Here is a 25,016-nt window from a genome sequence, read left to right as displayed (position 1 = left end):
TTTCGCGGACCACCCCATTCCTTCGACGTCACGCTGCCCCGGGAGGCCCGATGGCCGGACGCCTGCACATCGCCGAGCATGCCCTCGATACGCGCCTGCCGTCGCTGCGTATCGACCAGCCCTTGCTGACCAGCCCCAACCGGGCGCCACGCCACCCCGTGTCGATGATTCGCCACGAGCAGGGCGAGCCGCATCTGGTCACGGCGTTCTGGGGGCTGACGCCGCCCTGGCTCAAGGTGCTCGATCATGCGCCGCACTGTGCCCGGGCCGAATCCCTCGACGAGCGCCCGATGTTCCGCGAGGCGTTCGCCGCCCGGCGCTGCGTGGTGCCGGTCAGCGGGGTCTATGTGTGGAAGCCGCAGCCGCGGATGAAGCAGCCCTTCCTGATCACCCGCGAGGATCGCGGTCCCCTGCTGCTGGCGGCGCTGTGGTGCCGCTATCACACCACTCTGGTGCGCTATACCGACTCTACCGCGCTGATCACCGTGCCCGTCAATCCGCTGCTGGCGCCGCTCACCGACCGTTTCCCGGCGCTCGTCGACCCCGCCCGGCTGACCGCCTGGCTCGATCCGGCGACGCCGCTGGAAACCGCTCGCAAGAGCCTGTCACCGGCGCCCTTGGAACTGTTGGGCGCTTTTCCGGTATCTAGACAGGTGAACGATCCCATGAATCAGGACTGGGCCTGCGGCCGCCCCACCGGGCGAATGGTCCGCTGGCACCGCGAACAGGAGTGATGATGCCCACACTGCGAACCCGGGCGACCGCCCTGGGGCTGGCGCTGCTGCTCGGCCTCGCCGGCCAGGCGCCGGCGGCCGAAACGCCATCCCAGGTCGCCGGCGACGACGGCCAGCCGATCGTCAGCCCCAACGACACCCGCCACTACCGCACCCTGACCCTGGACAACGGCCTGGAGGTGCTGCTGATCAGCGACCCCGACGCCGACAAGGCCGCCGCCGCGATGAACGTCGCCGTGGGCAGCGACCAGAACCCCGACGCCATCCCCGGGCTCGCCCACTTCCTCGAGCACATGCTGTTCCTGGGCACCGACAAGTACCCCGAGGCGGACAGCTACCAGCGCTACATCAACCAGCACGGCGGCAGCCACAACGCCTTTACCGCCGATCGCGACACCAACTTCTTCTTCGACATCGACCCGGGCAACCTCGAGGGCGCGCTCGATCGCTTCAGCCAGTTCTTCATTGCCCCGCGCTTCAATGCCGAGTACGTCGATCGCGAGCGCCACGCCGTGAACTCCGAGTACCAGGCCCGCCTGCGTGACGACACCCGCCGGGTCGCCGAGGCCATGGATCAGGCGCTCAACCCCGCGCATCCGGCGACCCGCTTCGCGGTGGGCAGCCTCGAGACCCTCAAGGACGGCGACCGGCCGCTGCGCCAGTCGCTGATCGACTTCTACCACAAGCACTACGGGGCCGGCATCATGGATCTCGTGGTGGTCGCCCCGCAGCCGCTGGACACCCTGGCGCAGTGGGTGCGTGACGACTTCGCGGCGGTGCCCAATCGCGGCCTGTCCCGCGCCGCGATCCCCGAGCCGCTGCTCACCTCGGCGCAGTTGCCGGCCCGACTGCGGGTCAAGACCCTCGAGGAGCGTCGCCAGGTCGAGTTCGCCTTCCCCATCGACGACCCGCAGCAGGACTACCGCCACAAGTCGCTCGGCTATCTCGCCAACCTGCTCGGCCACGAGGGCGAGGGCAGCCTGCTCGCCGCGCTGCGCCAGGCCGGCTGGGCCGACGGCCTGTCCGCCGGCAGTGCCCGCGGCGACGGCGACGATGCGCTGCTGGTGGTCGACGTCAGCCTGACCCCGGAAGGGGCCAAGCACCTCGATCGCATCCAGGCCAGCCTGTTCGCGATGATCCGGCGCATCCGCGAACACGGGCTCGATGCCTGGCGCTACCAGGAACAGGCCGACCTCGCCGAGCAGGACTTCCGCTTCCAGCAGCGCGGCGAGCCGATCCACGTGGCCAGCAACCTGGCCATGAACATGGCCTACTACCCGCTGAAGGACGTCCAGTACGGCCCCTACCGGATGGATGGCTACGACCCCGACAAGCTGCGCGAGATCCTCGCCAAGCTGACGCCGCAACGCCTGCTGCGCGTCTACAGCGGCCCCGATGTCGAGGGCCAGGCGACCACCCGCTGGTTCGACGCGCCCTACACCCTCGAGCGCGTCGACGCCTGGCCCCGCGCCGAGCCACTCGCCGGCCTGGCGCTACCCGGTCACAACCCCTACATCGCCGAGGACCTGAGCCTGCTGCCGCTCGAGTCCAGTGCCCCGCAGACGTTGATCGACGGCGCGCACTATACCCTCTGGTACCGCCCCGACAGCAGCTTCGGCACGCCGCGCGTGGAATGGCGCTTCAGCCTGCAGAGCCCGCTGGCGGCCCGTGACGCCAAGGAGGCGGCACTGACCCGGCTGCTCGCCGGCTGGCTCGACGACAGCCTCAACGAGACGCTGTATCCGGCCCGCCTGGCCGGCCAGTCCTACGACGCCTACGCCCATGCGCGCGGCATCACGCTCTCCTTCTCGGGCTGGCGCGATCATCAGGCGCGGGTCATCCAGCGCGTCCTCGAGCAGCTCGAGTCCGGCAAGATCACCGATGACAGCGTGGCGCGGGTCAAGCTGGGACTCGAACGCCAATGGCGCAACGCGCCCCAGGCGCCGCTCTACCAGCGGATGCAGGCCACCCTGGGCGACGCCCTGATCCGGCCCAGCTGGTCACCCCAGGCGCTGCTCGAGGCAATCGACGGCCTGAGCGCCGCCGACCTGCGCGACTATCGCACGCGCTTTCTCGACGCCCTGCACATCGAGAGCATGGCGGTGGGCAACCTTTCCCCCGAGCTCGCCCGCCGCGAAGGGTTGATGGTCGACAACGCCCTCGCCCCCGAACTCGAGGACACGGCGATTGCCGAACTCCAGCCGCTGACGGTGCCCGCCAAACCGCCCACCCTGCACCCCGACTCCAGCCGCAACGATGCCGCGGTGCTGCGCTACCTGCAGGGGCCGGACCGCTCGCTGGCCAGCCAGGCGCGTCTGGCGGTGCTGGGTCAGTTGATCAGCACGCCGTTCTACGCCCAGCTGCGCACCGAGGAACAGCTCGGTTACATCGTCAACGCCGGCTACCAGCCGCTGCTCGACGCCCCGGGCCTCGCCCTGCTGGTGCAGTCGCCGAGCGCCGATGTCGCGCGTATCCAGTCGCGCATGACGGCGTTTCTCGACGGCTTCGACAAGCGCATCGCCACGCTCGACGAGTCGACCCTGGCCCCCTATCGTCAGGCGGTCCATGACAGCCTGCTGGAACGCCCCTCGTCGCTCGCCGAGCTGACCTCACGACTGTGGCAGGAAACCGTCCACGCGGATCCCGACTTCCAGCGTCGCGAGCACCTCGCCGCACGAGTCGACGGGCTCACCGCCGACGAGGTCCGCCAGGGCTGGCAGACCCTGCGTCAGTCGGCACCGCTGACGATCAGCTTCGACGACGCCGCCGAGCCCAGCGACGTGGCCGAGCTCACCGCCGGCTTCACGCCGCTCGCCGGGCAGCGCTGAACGAACTGCGCCCGCCGGTTTCCCGGCGGGCGCCTGTCGATTCTCGTCGGCTGGACAGGGCCTACCCGAAAGCCTGCGGCGGCAACATTCCCTCCACGTACATCACCAGCTCCTCGAGGATCTGGCGCTCGCGGTCGTCGAGCGAGACCTGGTTGAGCCGCTCGATCTCGCGGGCGAACCCCTGCAGGGTCAGCGTGCCCAGCGAGGCATCGTTGAGCCGGGCCCAGCGATAGGCTTCCCACTGCTGCTGCTCCTCGCCGCTCAAGGTGTCGGGGTAGCTGCGTGCCCGCATGCGGAAGAGCATCTCCTCGAGCCGCGGATCCTGAAAGGCGAAGGCGGTCTCGCCCAGCGCCTCGGGTGAGGTCTCGTGGACCCGTTGCATCTGCTGGCGGTCGGCCGGCGAGAAGAAGCCACCGGAGTAGAGCATCAGATCGGGGTCGCTGGGCGTGCTCGGCGGGCCGTCGGCGAACACCGCCGCCGCCTTGCGCGCCGCCTCGGGGTTGGCGATCAGCGCCTGCCAGTGTCGCTCGCAGGCCGCGCGGTCGATGCCGACCCGCGCCGCCACCGTGTCGCTCAGCGCCGACACCGGCAGCAGCACCGGGCTGCGGTTGACGTGCACGATCTTCAGGGGGATGCGCGCCTCGCCCTCGCTGAGCTCGTCGGCGCTGGCGAAGACCCGCTGGCGAATCGCCCCGGCGTCGAGCTCGAACAGCGGCGCGGGGTCGACGCTGAGGTCGTAGACGATTACCCCGTTGGGGTTGCCGGGATGCTCGGCGAGCGGCACCACCAGCGCGCTGCAGCCCCGGCTCGCCGGATAGCGCCGCGAGATGTGAAGCATCGGCTTGTGGGACGGGATGTCGAGCAACTTGCCCACCGCCCGCTTGCTACGCAATGAAAGCAGGTAGTCGAACAGCCGTGGGTTGCGCTCGCGCAGCAGTCGCGCCAAGGCGATGGTGGCACGCACGTCGGCCAGCGCGTCGTGGGCGCCGGCGTGCTCGATGCCATTGGCGGCGGTGAGGTCCTCGAGCCGGAAGCTCGGCGAGCCGTCATCGCGCCGGGGCCATTCGATGCCCTCGGGGCGCAGCGCGTGGAAGGCGCGAACCACATCGATCAGGTCCCAGCGCGAATTGCCGTTCTGCCACTCGCGGGCGTAGGGATCGAGCAGATTGCGATAGAAGAGATGCCGCGACACCTCGTCGTCGAAGCGCAGGCTGTTGTAGCCCAGCGCACAGGTGCCGGGCTGGCTCATCAGCGCGTTGATGCGCGCGGCGAACTCCCGCTCGGGGAGGCCCCGGCGGCTGGCGGTCTGCGGCGTGATGCCGGTGATCAGACAGGCCTGAGGCCAGGGCAGATAGTCGTCGGCCGGCCGACAGTAGAGCGTCAGGGGCTCGCCGATCTCGTTGAAATCGGCGTCGGTGCGGATCGCGGCGAACTGCGAGGGGCGATCATTGCGCGGGTCGGCACCGAACGTCTCGTAATCGTGCCAGAGAAAGGTCTGCTGCGAATCGCCACCACGGGCCATGCACGCTCTCCCTAAGCGTCGGAGGAAAGGCGCTCAGCCTAGCACAGCCGCGATCACGTCTCAGCACCGCTCGACCATCGCGTTTCAGCGCGGCAGCGTGACGTTGAGCTCGAGCACCGAGCAGTCGTCCTCGCTGTCGAGGGTGATGTTGATGGCTTCCTGGTCGACGTTGACGTAGCGGCGAATCACTTCCAGAAGCTCCTTCTCGAGCATCGGCAAGTAATCCGGCTGGTCACGCTGGCTGCGCTGATGCGCGACGATGATCTGCAGCCGCTCCTTGGCCACCGACGCCGACTTCTTGCGTTCACGCTTGAGAAACTCGAGTAGCTTCACCGACGACCTCCTCCGAACATGCGCGAGAGCAGGCTCTTTTTCTGGTACTCATGGAAACGCAACGGCACCTCTTCACCGAGCAGGCGCGCCACGGTGTCCGAATAGGCCTGACCAGCATCACTCTTCTGATCGTGCGTGACCGGAATGCCCTGGTTCGACGCCCGCAGCACCGCCTCGGATTCGGGGATCAGGCCGATCAGGTTGATCGCCAGGATCTCGTGGATGTCCTCGAGATTGAGCATGTCGCCACCGGTCACGCGCTCGGGATCGTAGCGGGTGATCAGCAGGTGCTCCTTGACCGGGTCCCGGTTCTGCTCGGCACGCCGGGTCTTCGAGCCCAGCAGCCCGAGGATGCGATCGGAATCGCGCACCGAGGACACCTCGGGGTTGGTCACCACCACCGCCTCGTCGGCATAGTACATGGCCAGCTGAGCGCCGCGCTCGATGCCCGCCGGCGAATCGCAGACGATGTAGTCGAAATCCTCGGCCAGGGTATCGAGGACCTTCTCGACGCCCTCGGCGGTCAGCGCGTCCTTGTCGCGGGTCTGCGAGGCGGGCAGGATGTGCAGATTGTCGACGCGCTTGTCGCGGATCATCGCCTGATTGAGCCCGGCCTCGCCCTGAATGACGTTGATCAGATCGTAGACCACGCGGCGCTCGCAGCCCATGATCAGGTCGAGGTTGCGCAGCCCCACGTCGAAATCGATCACGACGGTCTTCTTGCCGCGCAGCGCCAGGCCGGTGGCGATGGCTGCTGCACTGGTCGTCTTGCCGACCCCGCCCTTGCCGGAGGTCACTACAATGATCTTGGCCAAGGTAAGCTTCCTGTTGCTTGCTGAAATCGAAGAGCGTTACATCACCGCGCGTCAGGCCAGTGGCGCAATGGTCAATTGGTCGTCGTCGAGACGGACCTGCGCCGGCTTGCCCAACAGTTGCGGATCGATGTCTTCCAGACGCTTGTAATTGCCGGCCAGCGATAGCAGCTCGGCGTGCAGTTCGTGACAGAAGATCCCGGCCTCGCGGTCGCCGTGGATCCCGGCCAGCGCCCGCCCGCGCAGCGCCCCGTAGACGTGGATGTTGCCCCCCGCCAGGACCTCGGCCCCGGCGTTCACCGCGCCGAGCACCACCAGATCGCCATCGGCCGCGCTGATCTGCTGGCCGGAACGCACGGTGCCGCGGTGAATCCGGCTGCCCACGCTGCCCAGGGGCGTCGCGACCGGCGCCGGCTCCTCGGCCGGGGCGGGGGTCACGGTCTCTAGGCTGCGCGGGCGCACCTCCTGAGGCGGGAACCAGCCCAGCCCCAGCGCCCAGGCCGACTGCTTGACCGGCTCGCCGCCACCGCGCACCGCGACCGGCAACAGCTTGTGGGAGCGGCACACCGCGCAGATCCGCTCCAGCGCCAGGTGCGGCTCCTCGAGCTTTTCGACACTCAGCATCACTGGCGTATGCTGAAAGAAGGCCGGCGCCTGATTGAGCTTGCCGACCAGTTGCTCGCGAATCCGCTCGGGATCCGCGCTGGTCAGCTCCATGACCGTCATGGGCAGCATGCCACCCTTGAAAGAGAAGGCGTTGCCAGCCCTGTCCACGTTGAGGCTCATTGCCGGTCTCCACAATCGGATGATGACTCTTAAAGCTAAGCGAGGGCCTGCCGAGCTGCAACCGATCATACGCGCTGTGGAAGGCGCATGTCAGTGTCGCCCAGCGACGACGCCCGGCTCTTTTCGCGTTCCCGGCCTCATGCTTATATAGCGGTATACCGCAAGCGACACTCGACAGGGCGGAAAGACGCCAGCGGACCGGCTGCCCCGCCGTTTGATCATCGTTATTTCAGGGATGCATTGCGACCTATGTCTGGATTTCTGCGACGATTCTTTGCCCCGCGCTGGCAGCACCGGGACCCTTCGGTCCGGCGCCAGGCCGCGGAGCGCCTCGACCCCACCGACAACGACGACCGCCAGCGGCTCGAGCGTCTGGCCACCGACAGCGACCCCGGCGTGCGTCAAACCGCGCTGGCCAGTCTCGACGACCCGGCCCGCCTGCTGACGCTGCGCGACACCCACGACAGCCCCGAGCTGCATCGCCGCCTGCTCGGCTTGCTGAGCGGTCGCGACGGCAGCACGCCGCTGACCACGCGGATCGAACTGGTCGCGCGCATCGAGGAGCCGACGCTGCTTGAGACGCTGGCACTGGAAGGCGACAATCAGGCATTGCGCCTGGCCGCCCTGGCGCGTCTCGACGACGAGTCCCGACTGCTTCGTCAGGCCTGTGACAACGGCATCGCCGCGGTACGCCATGCCGCGGCCGAGCGGGTCACCAGCGAAGCCGGCCTGACCCAGCTGGCACGCCGCGCCCGGCGCGACAAGCAGGTCGCGCGCCAGGCGCGGGCACGCCTCAACCGGCTGCGCGAGAACGAGACCCAGGCCCGCGAGACCCGAGAACGCCGCGAGCACGTGCTGGACTCCCTCGAGGCCCACGCCCGTCATGCCTGGGAGCCGCTCTACTCGGGGCGCTATCGTCACCTGCAGCGCGAGTGGGAATCCCTCGACGACCTGCCCACGCCGGAACAGGAGCGCCGCTTCCAGGAAGCCGCGCTGCGTTGCCGCAAGGTGATCGCCGACCACGAGGCCCACCATCATGCGCTGGCCGCCGCCGACCAGCGCCGCGACGATGCCGACGAGACGCGCCGCTCGCTGATCGAGGCACTCGAGGACACGCTGGCCGGGCTGCGTCACGGCGAGCGCCTCACCGAGCAGGACATCGCCAGCCTGCAGGCCCAGAAACGCCTGCTGGACAACCAGTGGCAGACGCTCTCCGATCGCCACCCGCCGGAGACCGCCCTCAGCGAGCGCTACGCCCGGGCGTTGAGCGAGTACGAACGGATCAATCAGGCCTGGGGGCGGCTCGAACGCCACGTCGGGGCGCTCGAGGAGGCGCTGGCCGAGCCGCGCAAGGCGACGTTGCGACAGTGTCTCGATGCCCTCGACTGGCCTCACGACCTGCCACCCAGCCCGCTGCTCGCCCAGGCGCGCCAGCGCCTCGCCGACGCCCCCGACGAGCCGGCCGGCTCGCCCGAACAGGCGGCGCGCGTCGCGCGGGATCTCGAGGAGCTCGAGTCACTGCTCGGTCAGGGCGCCTTCAAACGCGCCAGCCGGCTGCACCAGAGCCTGCGTCAGCGCCTCGGCCAGCTCGCCGAGGCCGACCGGCGCCAGTACCAGCCGACACTCAAGCGTCTCGGTGCCCAGCTCGCCGAGCTGCGCGACTGGCGCGGCTTCGTGGCCGGTCCCAAGCGCGTGCAGCTGTGCCAGGCGATAGAGGCCCTGGCCGAGGACACGACACTCGCCGACGTCGAGCTGGACCGCCAGCATCGTCAACTGGTCAAGGACTGGAAGAACCTCGGCGACGCCGCCGCCGACCGCGAACTGTCGGCCCGCTTCCGGGCCGCTTCGGAACGCATCCACGAGCGGCTGGTACCCTGGCGGGAAAAACGCGACGCACTGCGCGAGGACAACCTCGCCGCCCGCGAGGCACTCTGCGAGCAGCTCGAGGCCCTGCTCGCCAACCCCGACCCAGACGCCGATCCCGACGCCCTGCGCCAGATCCGCGACCGGGCCCGCGAGCAGTGGCGACGCTTCGCCCCGGTACCACGCGATCGGGCCCAGGCGATCGGTCAGCGCTTCGGCGAGATTCGTCACGCCCTGCAGATGCTGATCGACCGGCGAGCCCAGGAGATCGCCGGCGCCAAGCGCGAGCTGGTCGAGAAGGCGCGCGTCCTGCAGGCCGATACCACCACCAGCGCCGCTCAGCGCGCCGAGCGTGCCAAGACGCTGCAACGCCAGTGGCGCGAGCTGGGCCGCGCGCCCAAGGGCGAGGAACAGGCGCTGTGGCGGGAATTCCGCGGCCTCTGCGACACCCTCTTCGCGGCCCGCGAGAACGAACGCGACGACCGGGCCCAGCGCACCCGCGAGCGACTCGACGCCATGCAGGCGCTGATCGAGCGCATCGATGCCTGGCAGCCCGATGCCAGCGACGATGTCGCCACGCTCGAGGCAGCCATCGCCGAGGCCGAGAGCCTCGAACCGCTGCCCCAGGGGCGGCGCAGCGACGGCATGCGACGGCGCTGGACGGGCATCGTCCGCGCGCGCCGCGAGCGCCTGGCACGGCTCGCGGTGAGCGAGGAGATTCAGCGCTGGCAGGCGCTGCGCCCATTGCTCGAGGCGCATCTCACCGCCGACGCCCGGGCATGCCAGGGCAGCACGGCCGAGTCGGTCCCGTTGCCGTCGTCACCGCTCGACGACGACATGCAGGAAGCCCACGAACAGCGCAATGCCGCCCGGCGCGCGCCACCGCCCGATGACGTGGTCGACGAACGCCTGACCCGCCGGCGCGTGCATCTGGCACTGCTCGCCGGCGGCACGGTGCGCCGCGAGGACGAGCCGTTGCGTCTGGCGATCCAGGTCCAGCGTCTCAACGACGGCCTGGGTCGCGAGCTGACCCGGGCCGACGAACTCCACGACGTGCTGCGCGATATCCTCGCCACCGGCCCCGTGGCACCGGCGTTGTGGGAACGCGAGGCCGCCGAGCTGGACCGTCAGCTGTCGCGACTGGCCGAGCTTCCACCGCCCTGAACCGGACGGCCGCAGGCCCCGTAAACGCCGAGAGCGAGGCCGAAGCCTCGCTCTCGTGCGGGGAGTTGCAGTTGGCCGGCGTCTAGCCCATGAACTGGCCGCCGTTGATGTCCAGATTGGCCCCGGTGATGAAACCGGAGCCGCGATCGGCCAGGAAGCACACCGCGCGAGCGATCTCCTCGGGCTCGCCGAAGCGCTTGACCGGGATCGTCTCGCGAATCGACTCGCGGATCTTGTCGGGAATCTTCATGATCATGTCGGTGGCGATATAACCGGGGGAGAGCGTGTTGACGGTGATCCCCTTGGTCGCCGTCTCCTGGGCCAGCGACATGGTCAGCCCGTGCATCCCGGCCTTGGCCGCCGAGTAGTTGGCCTGACCGAACTGTCCCTTGCGGCCGTTGATCGACGAGATGTTGACGATACGCCCGTACCCCGCCTCGAGCATGTCCTCGATCACGCAGCGGCAGGTGTTGAAGACGCTGTTGAGGTTGCAGTCGATGACCTCGTTCCACTGCTCGGGGCTCATCTTCTTCAGTGTGGTGTCGCGGGTGATGCCGGCGCAGTTGACGAGCACGCTGATGGGGCCGAACTTGTCGCGGATTTCGCGCACCCCGGCCTCGCAGTCCTCGTAGTCGATCAGATTGGCGCCGGACAGGGCGATGTTGTTGTAGCCCTCCGCCTGCTGCTCCTCCAGCCAGTGCTTGGCCTTGTCGGGATTGTGATAGCCAGCCACGACCTGATAGCCCTCCTTGGCCAGCGCACGGCAAATGGCGGTGCCGATGCCACCGGTGCCACCGGTTACCCAAGCGACGGGTGCTGTTTGTGTCATCTTGTCTCCCCCTGAGTCATGACGTTGAACCGACGTGAGTCTTCGACTGGCGACGGGCCCTCTCCGAGCCCTGCCACCGGTTAGTATGGTCGACGACACCGCCCCCGTGCGAATACCCGACGAACACTTGACGTGACGCCAATTTTGCGTAGAATACGCTCCACGATCTGATGCGGGGTGGAGCAGCCTGGTAGCTCGTCGGGCTCATAACCCGAAGGTCGTCGGTTCAAATCCGGCCCCCGCTACCAAATTGTAAAGAGGCGAATCGTCCAATGGGCGGTTCGCCTCTTTTTTTGCGTGCCTTTTGCAGCGCCGATCGAAAAACGGCCCTCGCGGTTTCGCCCCCGGCAAACGCCTCGCTGGTCAGCCCCGCTCCTGGTTCGCGTGTCAGGATTCAGCCCCGGCACCTGGGCGGGCGATGTTCCGGCTTGAGGGGGCAGCCGCCGCACAGCGGCTGACCGGGCAAGCGATACTGGATACAGCACAGCCGCCGCACCCGCGCCGAGGCCCCTCCCTCCAGGTCGAGGTAACGTACCGGTCGGTACAACGGGTTACGCCGGCCATCCGGCAAAGTCCGCGTCTCGAGGAAACGCAGCAGCGGTTCACCGGATCCGCTGAAGTCGGGATGCCGGTCACAGGCCTGCCCCGCATACTCCACGTAGTGCCCGAGATTGCTCCAGAACACCTTGGGCGACAGGTCCGAGAGGTCGGCCAACACCTCGATCAGTGGCCGGCAATGCGCATCGAACAACCTCGCGAAACGCACTTCGGGCGCCCGGGACGCCAAGGGGCGCCCGCCATGGGGCAGCCAGAGCCGCGCGGTCTCGCCCCGTTCGCCCAGGCTGACCCGCACCGCGCTCGATGCCACCGGCAGTTCGCGCTCCAGCAACAGATTGGCGACCAGCGCCGGGATCGACACGGCACTCAGGTGATATTTCGACCAGATGGAGGCCGCCGCCCGGCGATCGGCCCCCTCGCCGAAGGCCGCCGCCGTGCGTTCGAGCAACCCGTCCAGCACCGTCCGTTCGAACAGATCGGCGACCGCCAATGTCGAGGCACCGGGCGTGCCGAAAGCCGGGGCTCTGAGGGTATCGAGAGGCGGCCGACGATAAAGCGCCAGCAGGGCGTCGGCGGCGTCATCGATGGGCAATGCCAGGGCGCCCCTATCGACCACAGGTCATCTCCTCGATCATGAGCGCGCCTTCCTCACAGCCGCCGCAGCCCCCACATGAAATAGGCCCCACCGATCAACGACGCGATCAGCCCCGCCGGCATGTCGAAGGGGAAGATGATCTGGCGCCCCACCCAGTCGGCCAGCACCATCAGCAACATGCCGACCAGCGCCGCGCCCAGCAGGTGTTGGTACGCCCGCGCCAAGCCCAGCAGCCTGGCCATGTGCGGCGCCAGCAACCCGACGAAGGAGAGCGGCCCCACCACCAGGGTGGCGCAGGCCGTCAGCAGCGCCACCAGCAGTAAAAGCAGCAGCCGTGCCCGGTCGAGGGTAATGCCCAAGGCCCGTGAGGTGGGCGCCCCCAGCGGCAGAATGTCCAGCCAGCGAGTCAGCGGCAGCGCGCACAGTGTCAACACCGTCGCCAGCGTACCAACGACCAGGGCACTGGTGAGATCGACGTAATAGGTGGACCCCGACAGCCAGGCGATCACCTGCTGGCCACGCGGGTCGCCAGCCGACAGGATCACGCTGCGCAGCGCATCGAACAGCGCGCCGATCGCCACGCCGGTGAGCAGCAACTGTTCGGGCACGAAGCCACTACGTCCATTGAGCAGCACCAGCACCAGCAGCGTGGCCAGCGCCCCCAGGGTGCCCACGCCCACCAACATCCCGCTGGAGGGAGACGGCAGCAGGAAGATCCCCAGGATCAGTGCAATGGCGCAGCCGCCGCTGATACCCAGCACCTCGGGGCTGGCCATGGGGTTGGCCGACAGCCGTTGCAGCAGCGTGCCGGCCACGGCCAGCATCAACCCGCTGGCGGCGGCAGCCAGCACCCGGGGCACCCGCCACTGCAGGACCTCCCAGTTGTCCGGCGACAGCCCGTACCAGCCGTGCATCCCCTGCCCCAGCAACAGGCCGAGCCCCACCGCCAGCAACAGGGCGATCGCCAGGCGTGTGATCAAGCGCCCCGGGCCGGGATGGCGACTCGCTGCGACCCCGCCCGGTTGCGGCGCCTGGTTGCCGTGCAACCTCAGGCGCGGAATCAGCCACATCAGCAGCGGGGCGCCCAGGGCGCCGGTCACGGCGCCGGTGGGAATCAGTATCGGCAAGCCCCCCAGGAAGTGCTGCAACAACAGATCGGTGGTGGCCAGCAGCACCGCTCCCAGCAGCGTGCCCCACAACAAGCGCTCGCCGAGACGCCGCGCCCCCGCCAGGCGCACGATGTTGGGCGCCGCCAGGCCGATGAAGCCGATGATGCCCACCACGCTGACCACACTCGCCGTCATGAACACCGCCAGCACCAGGCCGGCCAGGCGTAGATACTTGAGAGAAACGCCCAAACTTCTGGCGCTGGCATCGTCCAGTTCCAGCACCGCCAGGGGCCGCAGCAGGAATACCGCCAACAGACCGGCGATGGCCAGCCGCGGCCAGAGGGTCGCCACGCCATCCCAGCCATTCTGGGCCAACGAGCCGGCCCCCCAGATCAACAGCCCCGACAACGCATCTGGGTTGAACAACAGCAACGCCGTGGACAGGGCGCCCAGGTAGAGGTTGACCACCAGCCCCGCCAGCACCACCACGATGGGCGCCAGCCCACGCCGCCAGGCCAGCGTGAACACCAGACCCACCGCCAGCCCACCGCCAGCCAGCGCTATCCATTCACGGCCAACGGTCAACAACCCGGGGGTCAGCAGGGTCGCTGCCATCAATGCCAGATTGGCCCCCGAGGCCACCCCCAGGGTGGTGGGCGACGCCAGCGGGTTACGCAGCACCTGCTGCAGCAGTACCCCGGCCAGCGCCAGGCCACCGCCCGCCAGCAGGGCGATGGAGAGTCTCGGCCACCAGGCATAGTGCAACAGTAATTGGTCGACTGTCTCGAACGACGGCGACAGCAGTGCCTTCAGGCCCAGCGCCAAGCCCCCCTGAGCCTGCAGATCCAGCCACGCCAGCCCCAGCAGCGGCAGGCTCAGCAACAGGCAGGCCAGTGCCGGTGATAGGCCACGACGAGCCGCGTGGCTCGTCGTGGTCACGTTTCCTCTCATCCGTTCCTGTCCCCTTCCGCTGCCCCGTCGCACCGCAAATGCCATAATCGATAACGATTATCAATCAATTTAGCATTCTCGCCAACACCAAGGCTACCCTGCTCGAGTGCCGGCGGGGTTCTCCCGGCGCAAGGCGACAGGAGGAAGCCCACTTCTCCTGCCCTGGCGGGCACGAGCTGACGCGCTTCCCAGCCACCCGGCCGCTCCAGGCGGAGCGGCCCACAACGCCGAGAACCTAACCCCCTCCGCCGGACAGTCCGATCTTGACATCGAGCGCACCCGAAAAAATAATAACGATTATCATTTTTAAGAACATGAAAAACCTCGCCCCCGACGAGCCCTCGAATCGCTACGAGACGCCAGCGAGCAAAGTTCAGGGCGGGGGCATAGCCAAGGCCAAGTGTTGGCGAAAGAGCGAGCAGGGCTCGCACACGGGTGCATGGCGTTTCAATGCGCATCTTGGTATCGAGCCGGACTCATGCCCAGGTCGATTTTCTACGCCGCATGGCTGCGCGTAGGCAGTCTTCAGCCAATGCCGGAAACGCCTCTGCATGAACGAGCCTGTCCATTGATTGAGCGACGCCATCACCGAGGTGCCGCCTTACAGAGACTCCAGGGTGCCGGCATGACCGCAAGGCCCAAAGAACACCGACCTCGTCGTCGGACAACGAGGGCCCTCATGACGGCCCTCCTGATCGTCTGGCTAGGCCTGGGCAACGTCGCCATGGCCAGCGATTATGAGAACGAGGTTTCCTTGGCGACTTTCGATTTCGCCATCGCCGAGACACTCGATGCCATAGGGCACCCTCCCACCTTCGTTTCGGGCCTTGCCGGCTACGAGACCTATTCCCGCCAGCCCGACATCATTCCGACCGCGACCGATCTGGGTTATCGTCATCTCCCTAACCTTGAGCTCCTTGCGAGCCAGCCCCCCGATGCGATCCTGATCTCCCCGCCCGCTCATGTGAACCTGATCCCCAAGCTCCGCAAGATCGCCGACGTCAAGGAGTACCCGCTTTACAACAATTACCCGGGGAAAGCCGCTATTGATCACTGGCAGATTCTCGAAGACTTGACGCGCAAGCTTGGCGCCCTGACCAAGGACCCGGCCGCAGCAGAACAGTACATTGCACGAACCGACAGACACTTCGATGAGTTGATTAACCGCTTGGGGAACGTCGACTCACCCGTGCTGATCGTTCGCCTGATGGATGAGCGCCATGCGCGCGTTTACGGACATGGCAGTGTGGAAGGCATGGTATTAAAACGTCTCGGACTCCATAACGCCTGGGAAGGAAAACTTGGCCAGTGGGGTTTCACGACAGTCACGGCACGAGCCTTGCTGGATATAAAAGCCAGAATTGTCTTCCTCGATAGCCCTTACGACCCGCCTGGTGGGCAGCGCAAGTTACTCCAGAAAGGCCTGTGGCAACACTGGCCGAGTGTCCAGCGCAACGACTATGCCATCCTGTCGCTCGACTACTGGTCGTGGGGTGGCTTCCCGGCCGCCCGACGCTTCGCGAACAGTCTCGTCGACGGCCTGACCGACAAGAGCGACACCGGCGACGTTTGACGCTCCCTTTCGGCCGATTCTCGATGAGCCATCTGGTCCAGCCAGGGTGGCGTCATACGTCTGCGCTGCGACAACAACGCGGCCGTCCCAAAACCGTCTTATGCGTCCCACCCTACTAAGTTACAGCAAGAAGACCGGGGACAGGCTTGACAGCGGAAACACGGCTATATTGAATTAAACTATAAATAATAACAATTATCATTTAATTACAGGCAAAGGAGATCATTCATGTCCATCCCTTTCGTACTGCATCGACACCCCCTCTCCCTCACCATCAGTATCGTCATCACGGGCATCTGCTCGACCACGCTACTGACGTCCGGCCTCGCGCAGGCGGCAGAAAACCGAGACGGCAACAACATGCCGGCGGAATTGCCTATCGTCCAGGTGACCGACGATAGAATCGCCAATGCGCTGATGCCTACCGAGGGCTATACCGCCAGCACCAGTCGCAGCGCCACAAAGAGTGACACCCCACTGTTGGAGACAGCACAGTCTGTGTCCGTCGTCACTCGCGAGCAGATCGAAGATCAGGGTGCCGGCTCGGTACAGCAGGCTCTTCGCTATACACCAGGCGTTTTCACCGGGGCACGCAACGGTTTTGGCAACCGCTATGATTTCATTTCGATGCGCGGCTTCGGTGGCGTCGGAAATCTCGACAACATCTATTTCGATGGCCTCAAGATGGCTGGCGATGTGGGGGGATATAACTCATTACAGATCGACCCTTACTTTCTCGAGCGCATCGACGTCTTCAAGGGACCAACATCTGTCCTGTACGGCCAGAGCTACCCGGGTGGCCTGGTGGGGCTGACCAGCAAGCGTCCATTGTTCATGCCTCTCCATGAGATTCAACTGGAGGCAGGCACTCAGAATAAACGCACCATGCGCTTCGATTTTAGCGGCCCACTGGGCGATGACCAACGGATTGCTTATCGTCTGGTCGGGTTAGCCAGTGGGTCGGACAGCCAGTTCGATCATGTCGAGAACGAGCGCTATACCCTGGCACCATCGCTGACATTGCTGCCAACCGAGGATACATCCCTGACCTTGATGGCCTACCTGCAACATGAACCCAATAGTGGCTACTATGGGTGGACACCCGCCGACGGTTCGGTACGCGATCATAACGGCCAGAGAGTCGAGAACGACTTCTTCGATGGTGAACCGGGTTTCAATGGGTTCGAGCGCTACCAGCGCTTGATCGGCTATCAGCTGGAGCGTCAAATCAACGATGCCTGGCAAGCCCGGCAGAACTTCCGTTTCGCCTCGGCTGATATCGATTACGATCAGATTTATTCCAGCGGCTGGGTCGGAGACGGCAACCAGTTGAATCGCCGAGTCGCCAGTGCCGACGAGTCCCTCCACGCCTACAAGGTCGACAACCAGCTTCAGGGTAATTTCGCCACGGGTCCGCTGGAACATACCCTGCTTTTCGGCGTGGACTATCAATACCAGCGTAACTCCGGGTCATGGCGGTTTGGCGCAGCCAGTCCGCTGGATGCCTTCGATCCGCAGTATGGCAATGCCCAGATCACCTATGGCGCTCCCACCAACTTTATTGACAAGGTGGAACAGACCGGCGTCTATCTGCAAGACCAGATCAGCCTGGGCCAATGGCGATTCAACCTCGCTGGCCGTCAGGACTGGGCCGATACCAGTACCGCTTATACCAACCTCGGGATGGCTTCCGAGAGTGATAGTGACAGCTTCACCACGCGGGCCAGTCTGCTCTATGCGTTCGACAGCGGCATTTCCCCTTACCTCAGCTACTCGGAATCCTTCGAACCGGCATCGGCCACCAATACCGACGTTTCCGGAAACACGCTGGACCCCAGCGAGGCTTCACAATACGAGCTGGGGATCAAATACCAGCCGCCAGGGAGCGACAACCAGTACACGGCCGCCCTTTATCACCTCGAGCAAGAGAACGTTTCCGAGTCGATCCCCAACTCCACCTTCTACGAGGCTATCGGCAAGGTCCGTTCCCGCGGGTTGGAACTGTCGGCGAAACTCCACCCCACCGAGCAGTTGTCGCTGATTGCCAGTTACACCTACACGGACATGGAATACGTCGAGACCAATGACGACACCGAGGGTAACACCCCCTATGGCGTGCCTCGTCACATGGCGTCTGCCTGGGGAAAATACGAGTTCTCGGCTGGCACCTGGAATGGACTGGGTGTCGGCGCCGGCATTCGCTACAATGACGCTACCTGGGGCAACGATAGCCATACGTTCGACGTGGAGAGTTATACACTGGTCGATGCCATGCTGGAATATGACCTCGGCATGCTATCCCGCGATTTCCAAGGCATGGATTTGAGGGTCAATGCCGTCAACCTGTTCGACAAGGAGTATGTCTCTTCGTGCTCCAGCGCGACAATCTGTCATGTCGGCGAGGCGCGCAATGTGACGGCCACATTAAGCTACAAGTGGTAAATTCGCTGCCAAATACCACCGAGACAACTATTACGGCAAGCCCAGAAACTACACCCTTACCATGAATTACTGCTATTGAGGGATGGCCATGCCATGCATGGCCTGACTCGTTTCACGTTGCACACACCCCCAAGAAAGCGCCATGCCACTCGACCCCAATGGCGCCGATTTTCCGATCATCATCCAGATGTAAGGCAAACCTACTGTACATGAACTTCCGCTGGCACAGGCCAGAGCGAAGTACCGGAAGGCATCCTGACATTAGGCACTCCCGCCGAGCGGAATGACTATCACTATTTCGCGCGCTTGGGCGGCATCGTACCCGAGGCCGCCCAACAGGCACGCAGGGATATCGCCCAGGCTCTGCGGCAGCACCTGTTCAGCAGTTGCCACGCCTGAGAATCGTCGGCTGGCAGCGCTATGCCGCGTCTTCTCCCTCGGCCACGACGGCAACGCTCGGGATTGCATTGAGTGGGAAAGCAAGGCATATTTAAATACGAATAATAACAATTATCTTTTACAAGCCAAAAAATCAACATCCAAGGGATGTTCCTAGGGAAGTCAACGATGTCACATCCTCTACTACGCAGACACCGCCTCACCATTGCCATTGCCAACATCTGTGCCACGGCCCTATTGGCTGCTCCCAATGCGCTCGCCCAGGGGCACTCGACACAGGACTCAGAGAATGACGAGCCCGCTGTCACATTGCCGACGCTACGGGTGACGGAAAGCCGCCTCTACGAAGAGGCCTACGGCCCCGTGCAGGGCATCGCCGCCACGCGTAGCGCCACGGCGACCAAGACCGACACACCGATCATCGAGACGCCACAGTCCCTCTCGGTGGTGAGTAGTGAGGAGTTCCGCGACTATGGCGCGCGAAACTTCACCGAAGCGCTGGGCTATACCGCTGGAGTCTCCAGACAAGAAGGCGCCGACCGCACCACCGACGTAATGCGTATACGGGGTTTTAGGGTCGGAACCACATACCGAGATGGAACCAAGTATCAAGCCAACGTCTACGACGGCCAGCAGGAACTCTATGGTCTGGAGCGACTGGAGGTACTCAAGGGGCCCTCCTCTATCCTCTATGGCGTGGCTTCCCCCGGTGGCGTGGTCAATGCCGTCAGCAAGCGCCCCACCAGCGAGCCCCTGCGCGAGATCAATCTCCAGGCCGGCAGCTTCGACCGGCGCCAGATATCCGCGGACTTCTCCGATGCCCTCGACGAGGATGGCGTCTGGTCCTATCGCCTCACCATGCTGCATCGCGACAGCGATACCTTCGTCGATCATGTGCCCGACGACCGCACCTACATCGCCCCTGCCTTGAAATGGCAACCGACCGACCAGACGTCGCTCACCCTGCTCAGTGAGTACCAGCGCGACCAGACCGCCTATGTCTACGGTCTGCCGGCCAGCGGTACAATCCTCTCGAATCCCAATGGGAAGATTTCACGAGATCGGTTCATCGGCGAGCCCGATTTCGACGACTTCGACAACGAACGCTACTCCTTTGGCTACCTGTTCGAGCACGACTTCTCCGACAACCTTCACTTCCGCCATAGCCTGCGTAGCTTCCACGCTGATCGGGTTTACGACAATATCTTTCTCGGTTCGAGCAGCGATGGACGTGTCTATTCCAGAACCGCCCAGGATCGCCGCGATGCCTCACGAGCACTGACTGCGGATACCTCCCTGCAGTACGACTGGGAGGCTGGCAATACTTCCAACACTACTCTTGTCGGCTTCGACTACACCCGTCAACGTCAAGAGACCGAGCGTTACAACCGCACGGCCCCGCCGCTGGATCTCTACGACCCCGTCTATGACAACGGTGAACTGGGCGATGCCATACCTTTCGCCTACTCTACCAAGCAACGCCATGAGCAAGTGGGTATCTATTTACAAAACCAGATGAAGATCGCCGACAAGTGGGTGTTTTTGTTGGGAGGACGCCAGGACTGGACAGAGGATGAAACCTCTCCCTATTTTGGTCCCACCGACTGGATTCACGCAACGGACGATGCGTTCACGGGACGCATTGGAGGCGTTTATCTTGCCGATAATGGTCTGGCGCCTTTCATCAGTTACAGCGAGTCTTTCGAGCCCACCAGCGGTACGGGTCGCAACGGAGACCGGTTCGAGCCGACGCGTGGCAAACAATATGAACTCGGGGTCCGTTACCAACCCGAGGGTTGGGACACTCTCATCACCGCCACCGCCTATGAACTGACTCAGGAAAACGTGCTCGTCACCGACCCCGTCGACACCAGCTTTCAAGCCCAACTGGGCGAGGTGCGTTCTCGCGGTATCGAGCTGGAAGCCAAGACGGCAATCGGGCCCAACGCCAATCTGGTCGCGGCCTATGCCTATACGGATGCGCGAACGACCGAAAGCAGCCCCGCGACGCCGGACCTGGAAGGCAAGCGAACGGCCAATACGCCCTACAACCAGTTATCGCTATGGAGTGACTATCGCTTGGCCAGCTTTGGTTTGCCTGGCCTGAAAGTCGGAGCTGGCGCGCGCTATGTCGGCTCGACCCTCGGTACCTGGATCGATGGCGAGGTTCCCTCTTTCACCTTGTACGACGCCATGGTCAGCTACGAGACAGGCCACTGGACCTATGCACTGAACGCCACCAACCTCACGGATGAGAACTATATCGAATCATGTACCTATGGGTGTTTCTATGGTGAGCCAAGAAATATCACAGCCACTTTAGGTTACCATTGGTAAAATGCCATTAACGGCAACGTTTAAGACACCAGAAAAACCATCACACAGGCATGAAATAGCAAGAGCCCGGGCTAACCGCCCGGCGCTTTAATGCAAAAAACAACACCTTTACTCCCAGAACCTCAAGAAAAAATCCTTGCAGCACCTCGACCTCTTACATGATTCCAAAACCCAACTCGGCGGCTTTGATGTTCCAAAAAATCAAACTCGTTTACGCAAACCCCTAGAGAAATTCTGTCGCCAACCATGCTGAACAATGTGGTGACATCAAGGGAAAGAGACAATGCCTTCCTTGAGAAAATACGAGTTCTCGCCAGGCACCTTGAATGGACTAGGTTTCGGTGCCGGCATTCGCTGCAATGATGCCACTTGGGGAAACGATACCCATACGTTCGACGTGGAGAATTATACACTGGTCGATGCCATGCTGGAATATGACTTCGGCACGCTGTCCCGCGATTTCCAAGGCATGGATTTGAGAGTCAATGCCGTCAACCTGCTCGACAAGGACTATGTCTCTTCGTGCTCCAGCGCGACGATCTGTCATTTCGGCGAGGCGCGCAATATGACGGCCACATTAAGCTACAAGTGGTAATTCACCGTTCAGCAGGGACACGACAGATCAGGGCATACCCCGTTTCGACAAGGTGGGCCTGTCCAGGCCCACCGCAATACCTCCCCCACGGGCTTGCTCGGTGCCCGCGCGCCAGCGTCGTGATACGTGCTCATGATCATGGCTGCCAGTGGCGTTCTAGCCTCTAACAATCAGACGCGCCAGGTACGCCTGGCGCGCCGCCATGATTACCGGGCACCAGCGGCTACGTCTTTAACACCGACACCCACTCAGTGACTCGAGAGTCACTGACGGCACTCTCTTGCAAGCGTTGCTGAAGCTTAGGTAGAGCACTGCAGCGTTGCGCCAGGGCGAGACTTGCATGCTCATGATGCAACAGGTCGGTCAGCATGCCATGCGTCTGACGCAGGCAGTCGGCCACACCATTTCCCCCCAGCGTGACGCGAATGGGCAGGGTGTTGATGAACATACCCAGCGCCCGCTCGACACCCTCGGTTCCTTGCATGCGTCCGAACAGCAGGGTGCCAATGACAAACATTATCGTTTGTGATGAAAGCCGTGAAAGGCCGACACCCTCCCCCCACATCAGGAGCCGGTACGCCCGTATGGCGCCCGGCTCATGGCCCATGCTCGGCATTTCCCGCCACCCGTGCCGCCATGCCCAGGCGCCCGAGGCCCGGCCACTTGAGTGCCGGTCGCCGCACATCGACGCCCAGCGTCAAGCCCAGCAGCGTCACCTCGAGCCCTTCGTCGGCGGCCACGGTCACGGCCAGCAGCCCGAATGCGGAAAACTGCCAGCCGGTAGCGCTGGGCGCCCGCACGAAGGGGCCATCGAACACAAAGTCCCGGCCGATCGCCGTCACCGGCAACGCCACGTCGAGCCCCGGGACCCGACGCACCACCCAGGCGACGAAGGTATTGCTGTTGGGTCCCGGCCAGGCGCGGTAACGCGCCGGCGCCGGATAGTCACGCACCGCCATCTCGATGGCGGGAATCATCGCGGCCGCCGCCGCGCCGCGGTAATCCGCCAGCAGCCAGGGGCGGCTGCCGAACCAGGCACGATCGGGCGTGCCCGCGCCAACCGACACCGGCGGCCGACGCCAGCTGGTCACCTGATAGACGCGATAGCGCCGAGCGTCGGCCGACTTGGCGGCGATCCAGGTATGCACCGCGAAAGCGCCACGCCATTCGAAAGCGCGCGCGGCGTAGACCTGTACCACCGCCTCGCGGGTCGTCGACGCGGGCGGCGCCAGCCCCGTCGGGCTGCGATCGCTGGTGGCCCAGTTGCCGGTCAGATCGATGCCGGGGCTGGCCAGCATGGCCAGGGGACCACCCAGCATCAGCGCCAGCAAGACGCCGAGCCCCCACCCCGCCCATGCACGTCGTCGCATCGTTGCCTCTCCCGGCCGCTCGAACAGTGATTCACGGCGCCGCCCCCTTGAATAGCGGCGCGATCACCCACATTGAATGGCAAATTCCGTCAATCAAGGCCAATCCCTATGCCGATCGTCGATCCTCGTACCGGAGAGCCGCTGAACTCCCCCGACAACGGGACGAACCGTTCGTCGCAGGTCGACCCCTCGCGATACATCGTCGACGTCGACATGTCCAACTTTCAGCAGGTGGTCCTCGAGGGCTCCCTCGAGATCCCCGTGGTACTGGACTGCTGGGCGCCGTGGTGCGAGCCCTGCAAGAGCCTGACCCCGGTGCTCGAGAAGCTCGCCCACGAATACGCCGGCGCCTTCGTGCTGGCCAAGCTCAACATCGAGGACAACCAGCAGATCGCCGCCCAGTTGGGTATCCGCTCGGTCCCCGACGTCAAGCTGATCATGCAGGGCCAGCTCTACGATCAGTTCCAGGGCGCGCTGCCCGAGTCGCAGATCCGCGAGTGGCTCGGCAACTACCTGCAGGCGCCCCAGGACGCCCCGGCCAGCCCCGAGGAACAGGCCGAGGCCGCGCTGGCCGCCGGCGACCCGGCCACGGCCAAGGCGATCTATCAGCAGCTGATCCAGGACTATCCCGACTACCCGGACTATCGTATCGGTCTGGCCAGCGCCCTGGTCGGCGAGGGCGAGGCCGAGGCGGCGCGCGAGATCCTCGATGCCCTGCCCCCGGAGCATCGCGACGGCGCCAAGGCCCGCGGCGTGAGGGCGCGCATCGAGTTCGGCGAGGAAGCGCCGAGCCGTGAGGAGCTCGCCGCACTCGAGGGCCGCGACGACAGCGAGGCGCAGTTCAAGCGCGCCCTGCGTCAGGTCGCCGACGGCGACTACGAGAACGGCCTGGAAGGCCTGCTGGCCCTGCTCAAGCGCGACCGGGCCTATGGCGACGACCTCGCCCGCAAGACGCTGCTGCGGGTCTTCGACGCCCTGGGCGCCGAGCATCCGCTGACCGTCGCCTATCGCCGCAAGCTGTTCGCCCTGCTCTACTGATCCTCCCCGGCGTCGCTCAGCGTCCATCGAGCAGGGTGGCCATGCGTGCCAGGCCCTGCTCGAGCTGAGCCGTCGGCGTGCCGAAGTTCAGCCGCACGAAGCCCGGCCAGCCGAAATCCGCCCCGTCGGAGAGCGCCACCCGGGCCTCGTCGAGCAGGCGCTGCTGCGGCGAGTCGCCGAGCCCGGCCCCGCGCAGGTCCAGCCAGGCCAGATAGGTCGCCTCGGGGGGCGCGACACGCACGCCCGGCCAGTCGGCAGCGGCCTCGACCACCCGCCGACGGTTGTCGCGCAACACCTCGAGCAACTCTTGACGCCAGGGCTCGCCCTCGGCGTAGGCGACCTCGGCAGCGAGCAGGCCCAGCACGTTGACCTCGGGCAGCATGCCGCGCATCGCCGCCTGCCAGCGCCGGCGCAGCTCGGCATCCTCGATCACCGCGCAAGCGCAGCCCAGCCCGGCGAGATTGAAGGTCTTCGACGGCGCCCACAGCGTCACCACGCGCCGGGCGAGAGCCGGGAACAGCGCCGCCAGCGGCCGATGCGCGACATCGTCGAGGATCAGGTCGCAGTGCAGCTCGTCGGAGACGATCAGCAGATCGTGGCGCTCGGCCAGCTCGGCGAGCATCGCCAGTTCCTCGTAGCGCCACACGCGCCCGGTGGGATTGTGCGGATGGCACCACAGCAACAGCCGGGTGGCCGGGGTGATCGCCCGCTCCAAGGCGTCGCGATCGAGCCGCCAGGGCTCGCCCGGCGCAGCCGGCTCGCGCAGCTCACAGGTCTGGGCGAGCCGGCCGTGGCGCTCGGCCACCTTGAGAAACGGCGGATAGATCGGGGTGACCGTGAGCACGCCGTCGCCGGGCTCGGTCAACGCCTGGCAGGCGAGGTGCAGGGCCGGCACCACGCCGGGCAGCCAGACCTGCCAGTCGGCCTCGATCCGCCAGTCGTAGTGGCGCTCGCTCCAGCGACACAGCGCCTGGCGCAGGCTGTCCGGCGTGCGCCCGTAACCGAACACACCGTGCTCGACACGCGCCTTCAGCGCCTCGATCACCGCCGGGGGCGAGAGAAAGTCCATGTCGGCCACCCACAGCGGCGCGATATCGTCGGCATAACGCTGCCATTTCTGCGACGGGTACTGGCGGCGGTCGAGGGACGTGGCAAAATCGAAGGGCATCGAGCCTCCC

Annotated in this window: 18 protein-coding genes and 1 tRNA gene; 10 read left to right on the top strand and 9 right to left on the bottom strand. The window is 65.2% G+C overall.

Translation table 11 applies throughout. The features are described 5' to 3' along the window. Nucleotides 1–50: 50 nt before the first annotated feature. The gene (locus tag KGR00_RS00175) at nucleotides 51–734 is read left to right on the top strand and encodes an SOS response-associated peptidase (protein ID WP_129141714.1); all 684 of its coding nucleotides are present in this window, start codon (nucleotides 51–53) and stop codon (nucleotides 732–734) included. A 2-nt stretch (nucleotides 735–736) separates the two neighbouring features. Beyond that, nucleotides 737–3,562 (top strand): insulinase family protein, encoded by a 2,826-nt coding sequence (locus KGR00_RS00170; RefSeq protein WP_224418148.1) that lies wholly within the window; start codon nucleotides 737–739, stop codon nucleotides 3,560–3,562. Between the two features lie 61 nt (nucleotides 3,563–3,623). Here the strand turns inward: KGR00_RS00170 and sbcB are convergent, their stop codons facing one another. The 4 genes from sbcB to minC all read right to left on the bottom strand — a co-directional run bounded on the left by sbcB (nucleotide 3,624) and on the right by minC (nucleotide 7,015). Further along, on the bottom strand, nucleotides 3,624–5,084 hold the full coding sequence (sbcB, locus tag KGR00_RS00165; protein WP_224418149.1) for an exodeoxyribonuclease I: 1,461 nt from the start codon (nucleotides 5,082–5,084) through the stop codon (nucleotides 3,624–3,626). Between the two features lie 84 nt (nucleotides 5,085–5,168). After that, nucleotides 5,169–5,417 (bottom strand): cell division topological specificity factor MinE, encoded by a 249-nt coding sequence (gene minE / locus KGR00_RS00160; RefSeq protein ID WP_129141717.1) that lies wholly within the window; start codon nucleotides 5,415–5,417, stop codon nucleotides 5,169–5,171. Beyond that, nucleotides 5,414–6,232 (bottom strand): septum site-determining protein MinD, encoded by an 819-nt coding sequence (gene minD / locus KGR00_RS00155; protein WP_129141718.1) that lies wholly within the window; start codon nucleotides 6,230–6,232, stop codon nucleotides 5,414–5,416. Before minD ends, minE begins: the two co-directional genes overlap by 4 nt. A gap of 51 nt (nucleotides 6,233–6,283) precedes the next feature. Then, a complete protein-coding gene (gene minC, locus KGR00_RS00150) occupies nucleotides 6,284–7,015 on the bottom strand; it encodes a septum site-determining protein MinC (RefSeq protein ID WP_224418150.1) in 732 nt (243 codons plus the stop codon). Between the two features lie 249 nt (nucleotides 7,016–7,264). On the opposite strand from minC, the gene KGR00_RS00145 reads away from it, so the two are divergent. Further along, nucleotides 7,265–10,042 (top strand): DUF349 domain-containing protein, encoded by a 2,778-nt coding sequence (locus KGR00_RS00145; protein ID WP_224418151.1) that lies wholly within the window; start codon nucleotides 7,265–7,267, stop codon nucleotides 10,040–10,042. 82 nt (nucleotides 10,043–10,124) lie between these two features. On the opposite strand, the gene phbB is transcribed toward KGR00_RS00145, so the two are convergent. Then, nucleotides 10,125–10,871 carry an acetoacetyl-CoA reductase gene (gene phbB / locus KGR00_RS00140; RefSeq protein ID WP_129141721.1) on the bottom strand — a complete coding sequence of 249 codons (747 nt, stop codon included), beginning with the start codon at nucleotides 10,869–10,871 and terminating at the stop codon, nucleotides 10,125–10,127. 171 nt (nucleotides 10,872–11,042) lie between these two features. Between phbB and KGR00_RS00135 the strand changes: the two genes are divergently transcribed. After that, nucleotides 11,043–11,119, top strand: a tRNA-Met gene (locus KGR00_RS00135). A 146-nt stretch (nucleotides 11,120–11,265) separates the two neighbouring features. Here KGR00_RS00135 and fhuF read toward each other — a convergent pair. Continuing rightward, on the bottom strand, nucleotides 11,266–12,045 hold the full coding sequence (gene fhuF / locus KGR00_RS00130; RefSeq protein ID WP_224418152.1) for a siderophore-iron reductase FhuF: 780 nt from the start codon (nucleotides 12,043–12,045) through the stop codon (nucleotides 11,266–11,268). A 32-nt stretch (nucleotides 12,046–12,077) separates the two neighbouring features. Beyond that, nucleotides 12,078–14,072 (bottom strand): Fe(3+)-hydroxamate ABC transporter permease FhuB, encoded by a 1,995-nt coding sequence (gene fhuB / locus KGR00_RS00125; protein ID WP_224418153.1) that lies wholly within the window; start codon nucleotides 14,070–14,072, stop codon nucleotides 12,078–12,080. A 691-nt stretch (nucleotides 14,073–14,763) separates the two neighbouring features. On the opposite strand from fhuB, the gene KGR00_RS00120 reads away from it, so the two are divergent. From KGR00_RS00120 to KGR00_RS22330, 5 genes are all read left to right on the top strand, one after another. Continuing rightward, a complete protein-coding gene (locus KGR00_RS00120) occupies nucleotides 14,764–15,657 on the top strand; it encodes an ABC transporter substrate-binding protein (protein ID WP_224418154.1) in 894 nt (297 codons plus the stop codon). A 228-nt stretch (nucleotides 15,658–15,885) separates the two neighbouring features. Next, a complete protein-coding gene (locus KGR00_RS00115; protein ID WP_224418155.1) occupies nucleotides 15,886–18,099 on the top strand; it encodes a TonB-dependent siderophore receptor in 2,214 nt (737 codons plus the stop codon). Nucleotides 18,100–18,666: 567 nt separating this feature from the next. Further along, nucleotides 18,667–20,835: a TonB-dependent siderophore receptor gene (locus KGR00_RS00110; protein ID WP_224418156.1), complete on the top strand. Its 2,169-nt coding sequence runs from the start codon at nucleotides 18,667–18,669 to the stop codon at nucleotides 20,833–20,835. A 283-nt stretch (nucleotides 20,836–21,118) separates the two neighbouring features. Next, the gene (locus KGR00_RS00105; RefSeq protein WP_224418157.1) at nucleotides 21,119–21,430 is read left to right on the top strand and encodes a TonB-dependent receptor; all 312 of its coding nucleotides are present in this window, start codon (nucleotides 21,119–21,121) and stop codon (nucleotides 21,428–21,430) included. 340 nt (nucleotides 21,431–21,770) lie between these two features. Beyond that, a complete protein-coding gene (locus KGR00_RS22330) occupies nucleotides 21,771–21,959 on the top strand; it encodes a hypothetical protein (protein WP_239031356.1) in 189 nt (62 codons plus the stop codon). A 67-nt stretch (nucleotides 21,960–22,026) separates the two neighbouring features. Here the strand turns inward: KGR00_RS22330 and KGR00_RS00095 are convergent, their stop codons facing one another. Continuing rightward, the gene (locus tag KGR00_RS00095; RefSeq protein ID WP_224418159.1) at nucleotides 22,027–22,800 is read right to left on the bottom strand and encodes a DUF3750 domain-containing protein; all 774 of its coding nucleotides are present in this window, start codon (nucleotides 22,798–22,800) and stop codon (nucleotides 22,027–22,029) included. A 108-nt stretch (nucleotides 22,801–22,908) separates the two neighbouring features. On the opposite strand from KGR00_RS00095, the gene KGR00_RS00090 reads away from it, so the two are divergent. Further along, entirely contained in the window at nucleotides 22,909–23,838 is a 930-nt protein-coding gene (locus tag KGR00_RS00090; RefSeq protein WP_224418160.1) for a co-chaperone YbbN, read from the top strand. Between the two features lie 16 nt (nucleotides 23,839–23,854). Here KGR00_RS00090 and KGR00_RS00085 read toward each other — a convergent pair whose 3' ends face one another. Continuing rightward, nucleotides 23,855–25,006 carry a PatB family C-S lyase gene (locus KGR00_RS00085; RefSeq protein WP_224418161.1) on the bottom strand — a complete coding sequence of 384 codons (1,152 nt, stop codon included), beginning with the start codon at nucleotides 25,004–25,006 and terminating at the stop codon, nucleotides 23,855–23,857. Nucleotides 25,007–25,016: the final 10 nt, after the last annotated feature.

Origin of the sequence: Modicisalibacter sp. MOD 31.J, from assembly GCF_020147985.1 — a bacterium.
In the GTDB taxonomy this organism is placed as follows: Bacteria; Pseudomonadota; Gammaproteobacteria; order Pseudomonadales; family Halomonadaceae; genus Modicisalibacter; species Modicisalibacter coralii.
The sequence above is the reverse complement of the archived record's forward strand: the minus strand, read 5'-3'. Positions and strand labels throughout refer to the sequence as shown.

Excerpts from the sequence above, each read along its gene's own strand:
- KGR00_RS00175 (WP_129141714.1), top strand. The coding sequence starts at position 51 with ATGGCCGGACGCCTGCACATCGCCGAGCATGCCCTCGATACGCGCCTG.
- KGR00_RS00170 (WP_224418148.1), top strand. The coding sequence starts at position 737 with ATGCCCACACTGCGAACCCGGGCGACCGCCCTGGGGCTGGCGCTGCTG.
- sbcB (WP_224418149.1), bottom strand. The coding sequence starts at position 5,084 with ATGGCCCGTGGTGGCGATTCGCAGCAGACCTTTCTCTGGCACGATTAC.
- minC (WP_224418150.1), bottom strand. The coding sequence starts at position 7,015 with ATGAGCCTCAACGTGGACAGGGCTGGCAACGCCTTCTCTTTCAAGGGT.
- KGR00_RS00145 (WP_224418151.1), top strand. The coding sequence starts at position 7,265 with ATGTCTGGATTTCTGCGACGATTCTTTGCCCCGCGCTGGCAGCACCGG.
- phbB (WP_129141721.1), bottom strand. The coding sequence starts at position 10,871 with ATGACACAAACAGCACCCGTCGCTTGGGTAACCGGTGGCACCGGTGGC.
- KGR00_RS00120 (WP_224418154.1), top strand. The coding sequence starts at position 14,764 with ATGACGGCCCTCCTGATCGTCTGGCTAGGCCTGGGCAACGTCGCCATG.
- KGR00_RS00115 (WP_224418155.1), top strand. The coding sequence starts at position 15,886 with ATGTCCATCCCTTTCGTACTGCATCGACACCCCCTCTCCCTCACCATC.
- KGR00_RS00110 (WP_224418156.1), top strand. The coding sequence starts at position 18,667 with ATGTCACATCCTCTACTACGCAGACACCGCCTCACCATTGCCATTGCC.
- KGR00_RS00105 (WP_224418157.1), top strand. The coding sequence starts at position 21,119 with ATGCCTTCCTTGAGAAAATACGAGTTCTCGCCAGGCACCTTGAATGGA.
- KGR00_RS22330 (WP_239031356.1), top strand. The coding sequence starts at position 21,771 with ATGCTCATGATGCAACAGGTCGGTCAGCATGCCATGCGTCTGACGCAG.
- KGR00_RS00095 (WP_224418159.1), bottom strand. The coding sequence starts at position 22,800 with ATGCGACGACGTGCATGGGCGGGGTGGGGGCTCGGCGTCTTGCTGGCG.
- KGR00_RS00090 (WP_224418160.1), top strand. The coding sequence starts at position 22,909 with ATGCCGATCGTCGATCCTCGTACCGGAGAGCCGCTGAACTCCCCCGAC.
- KGR00_RS00085 (WP_224418161.1), bottom strand. The coding sequence starts at position 25,006 with ATGCCCTTCGATTTTGCCACGTCCCTCGACCGCCGCCAGTACCCGTCG.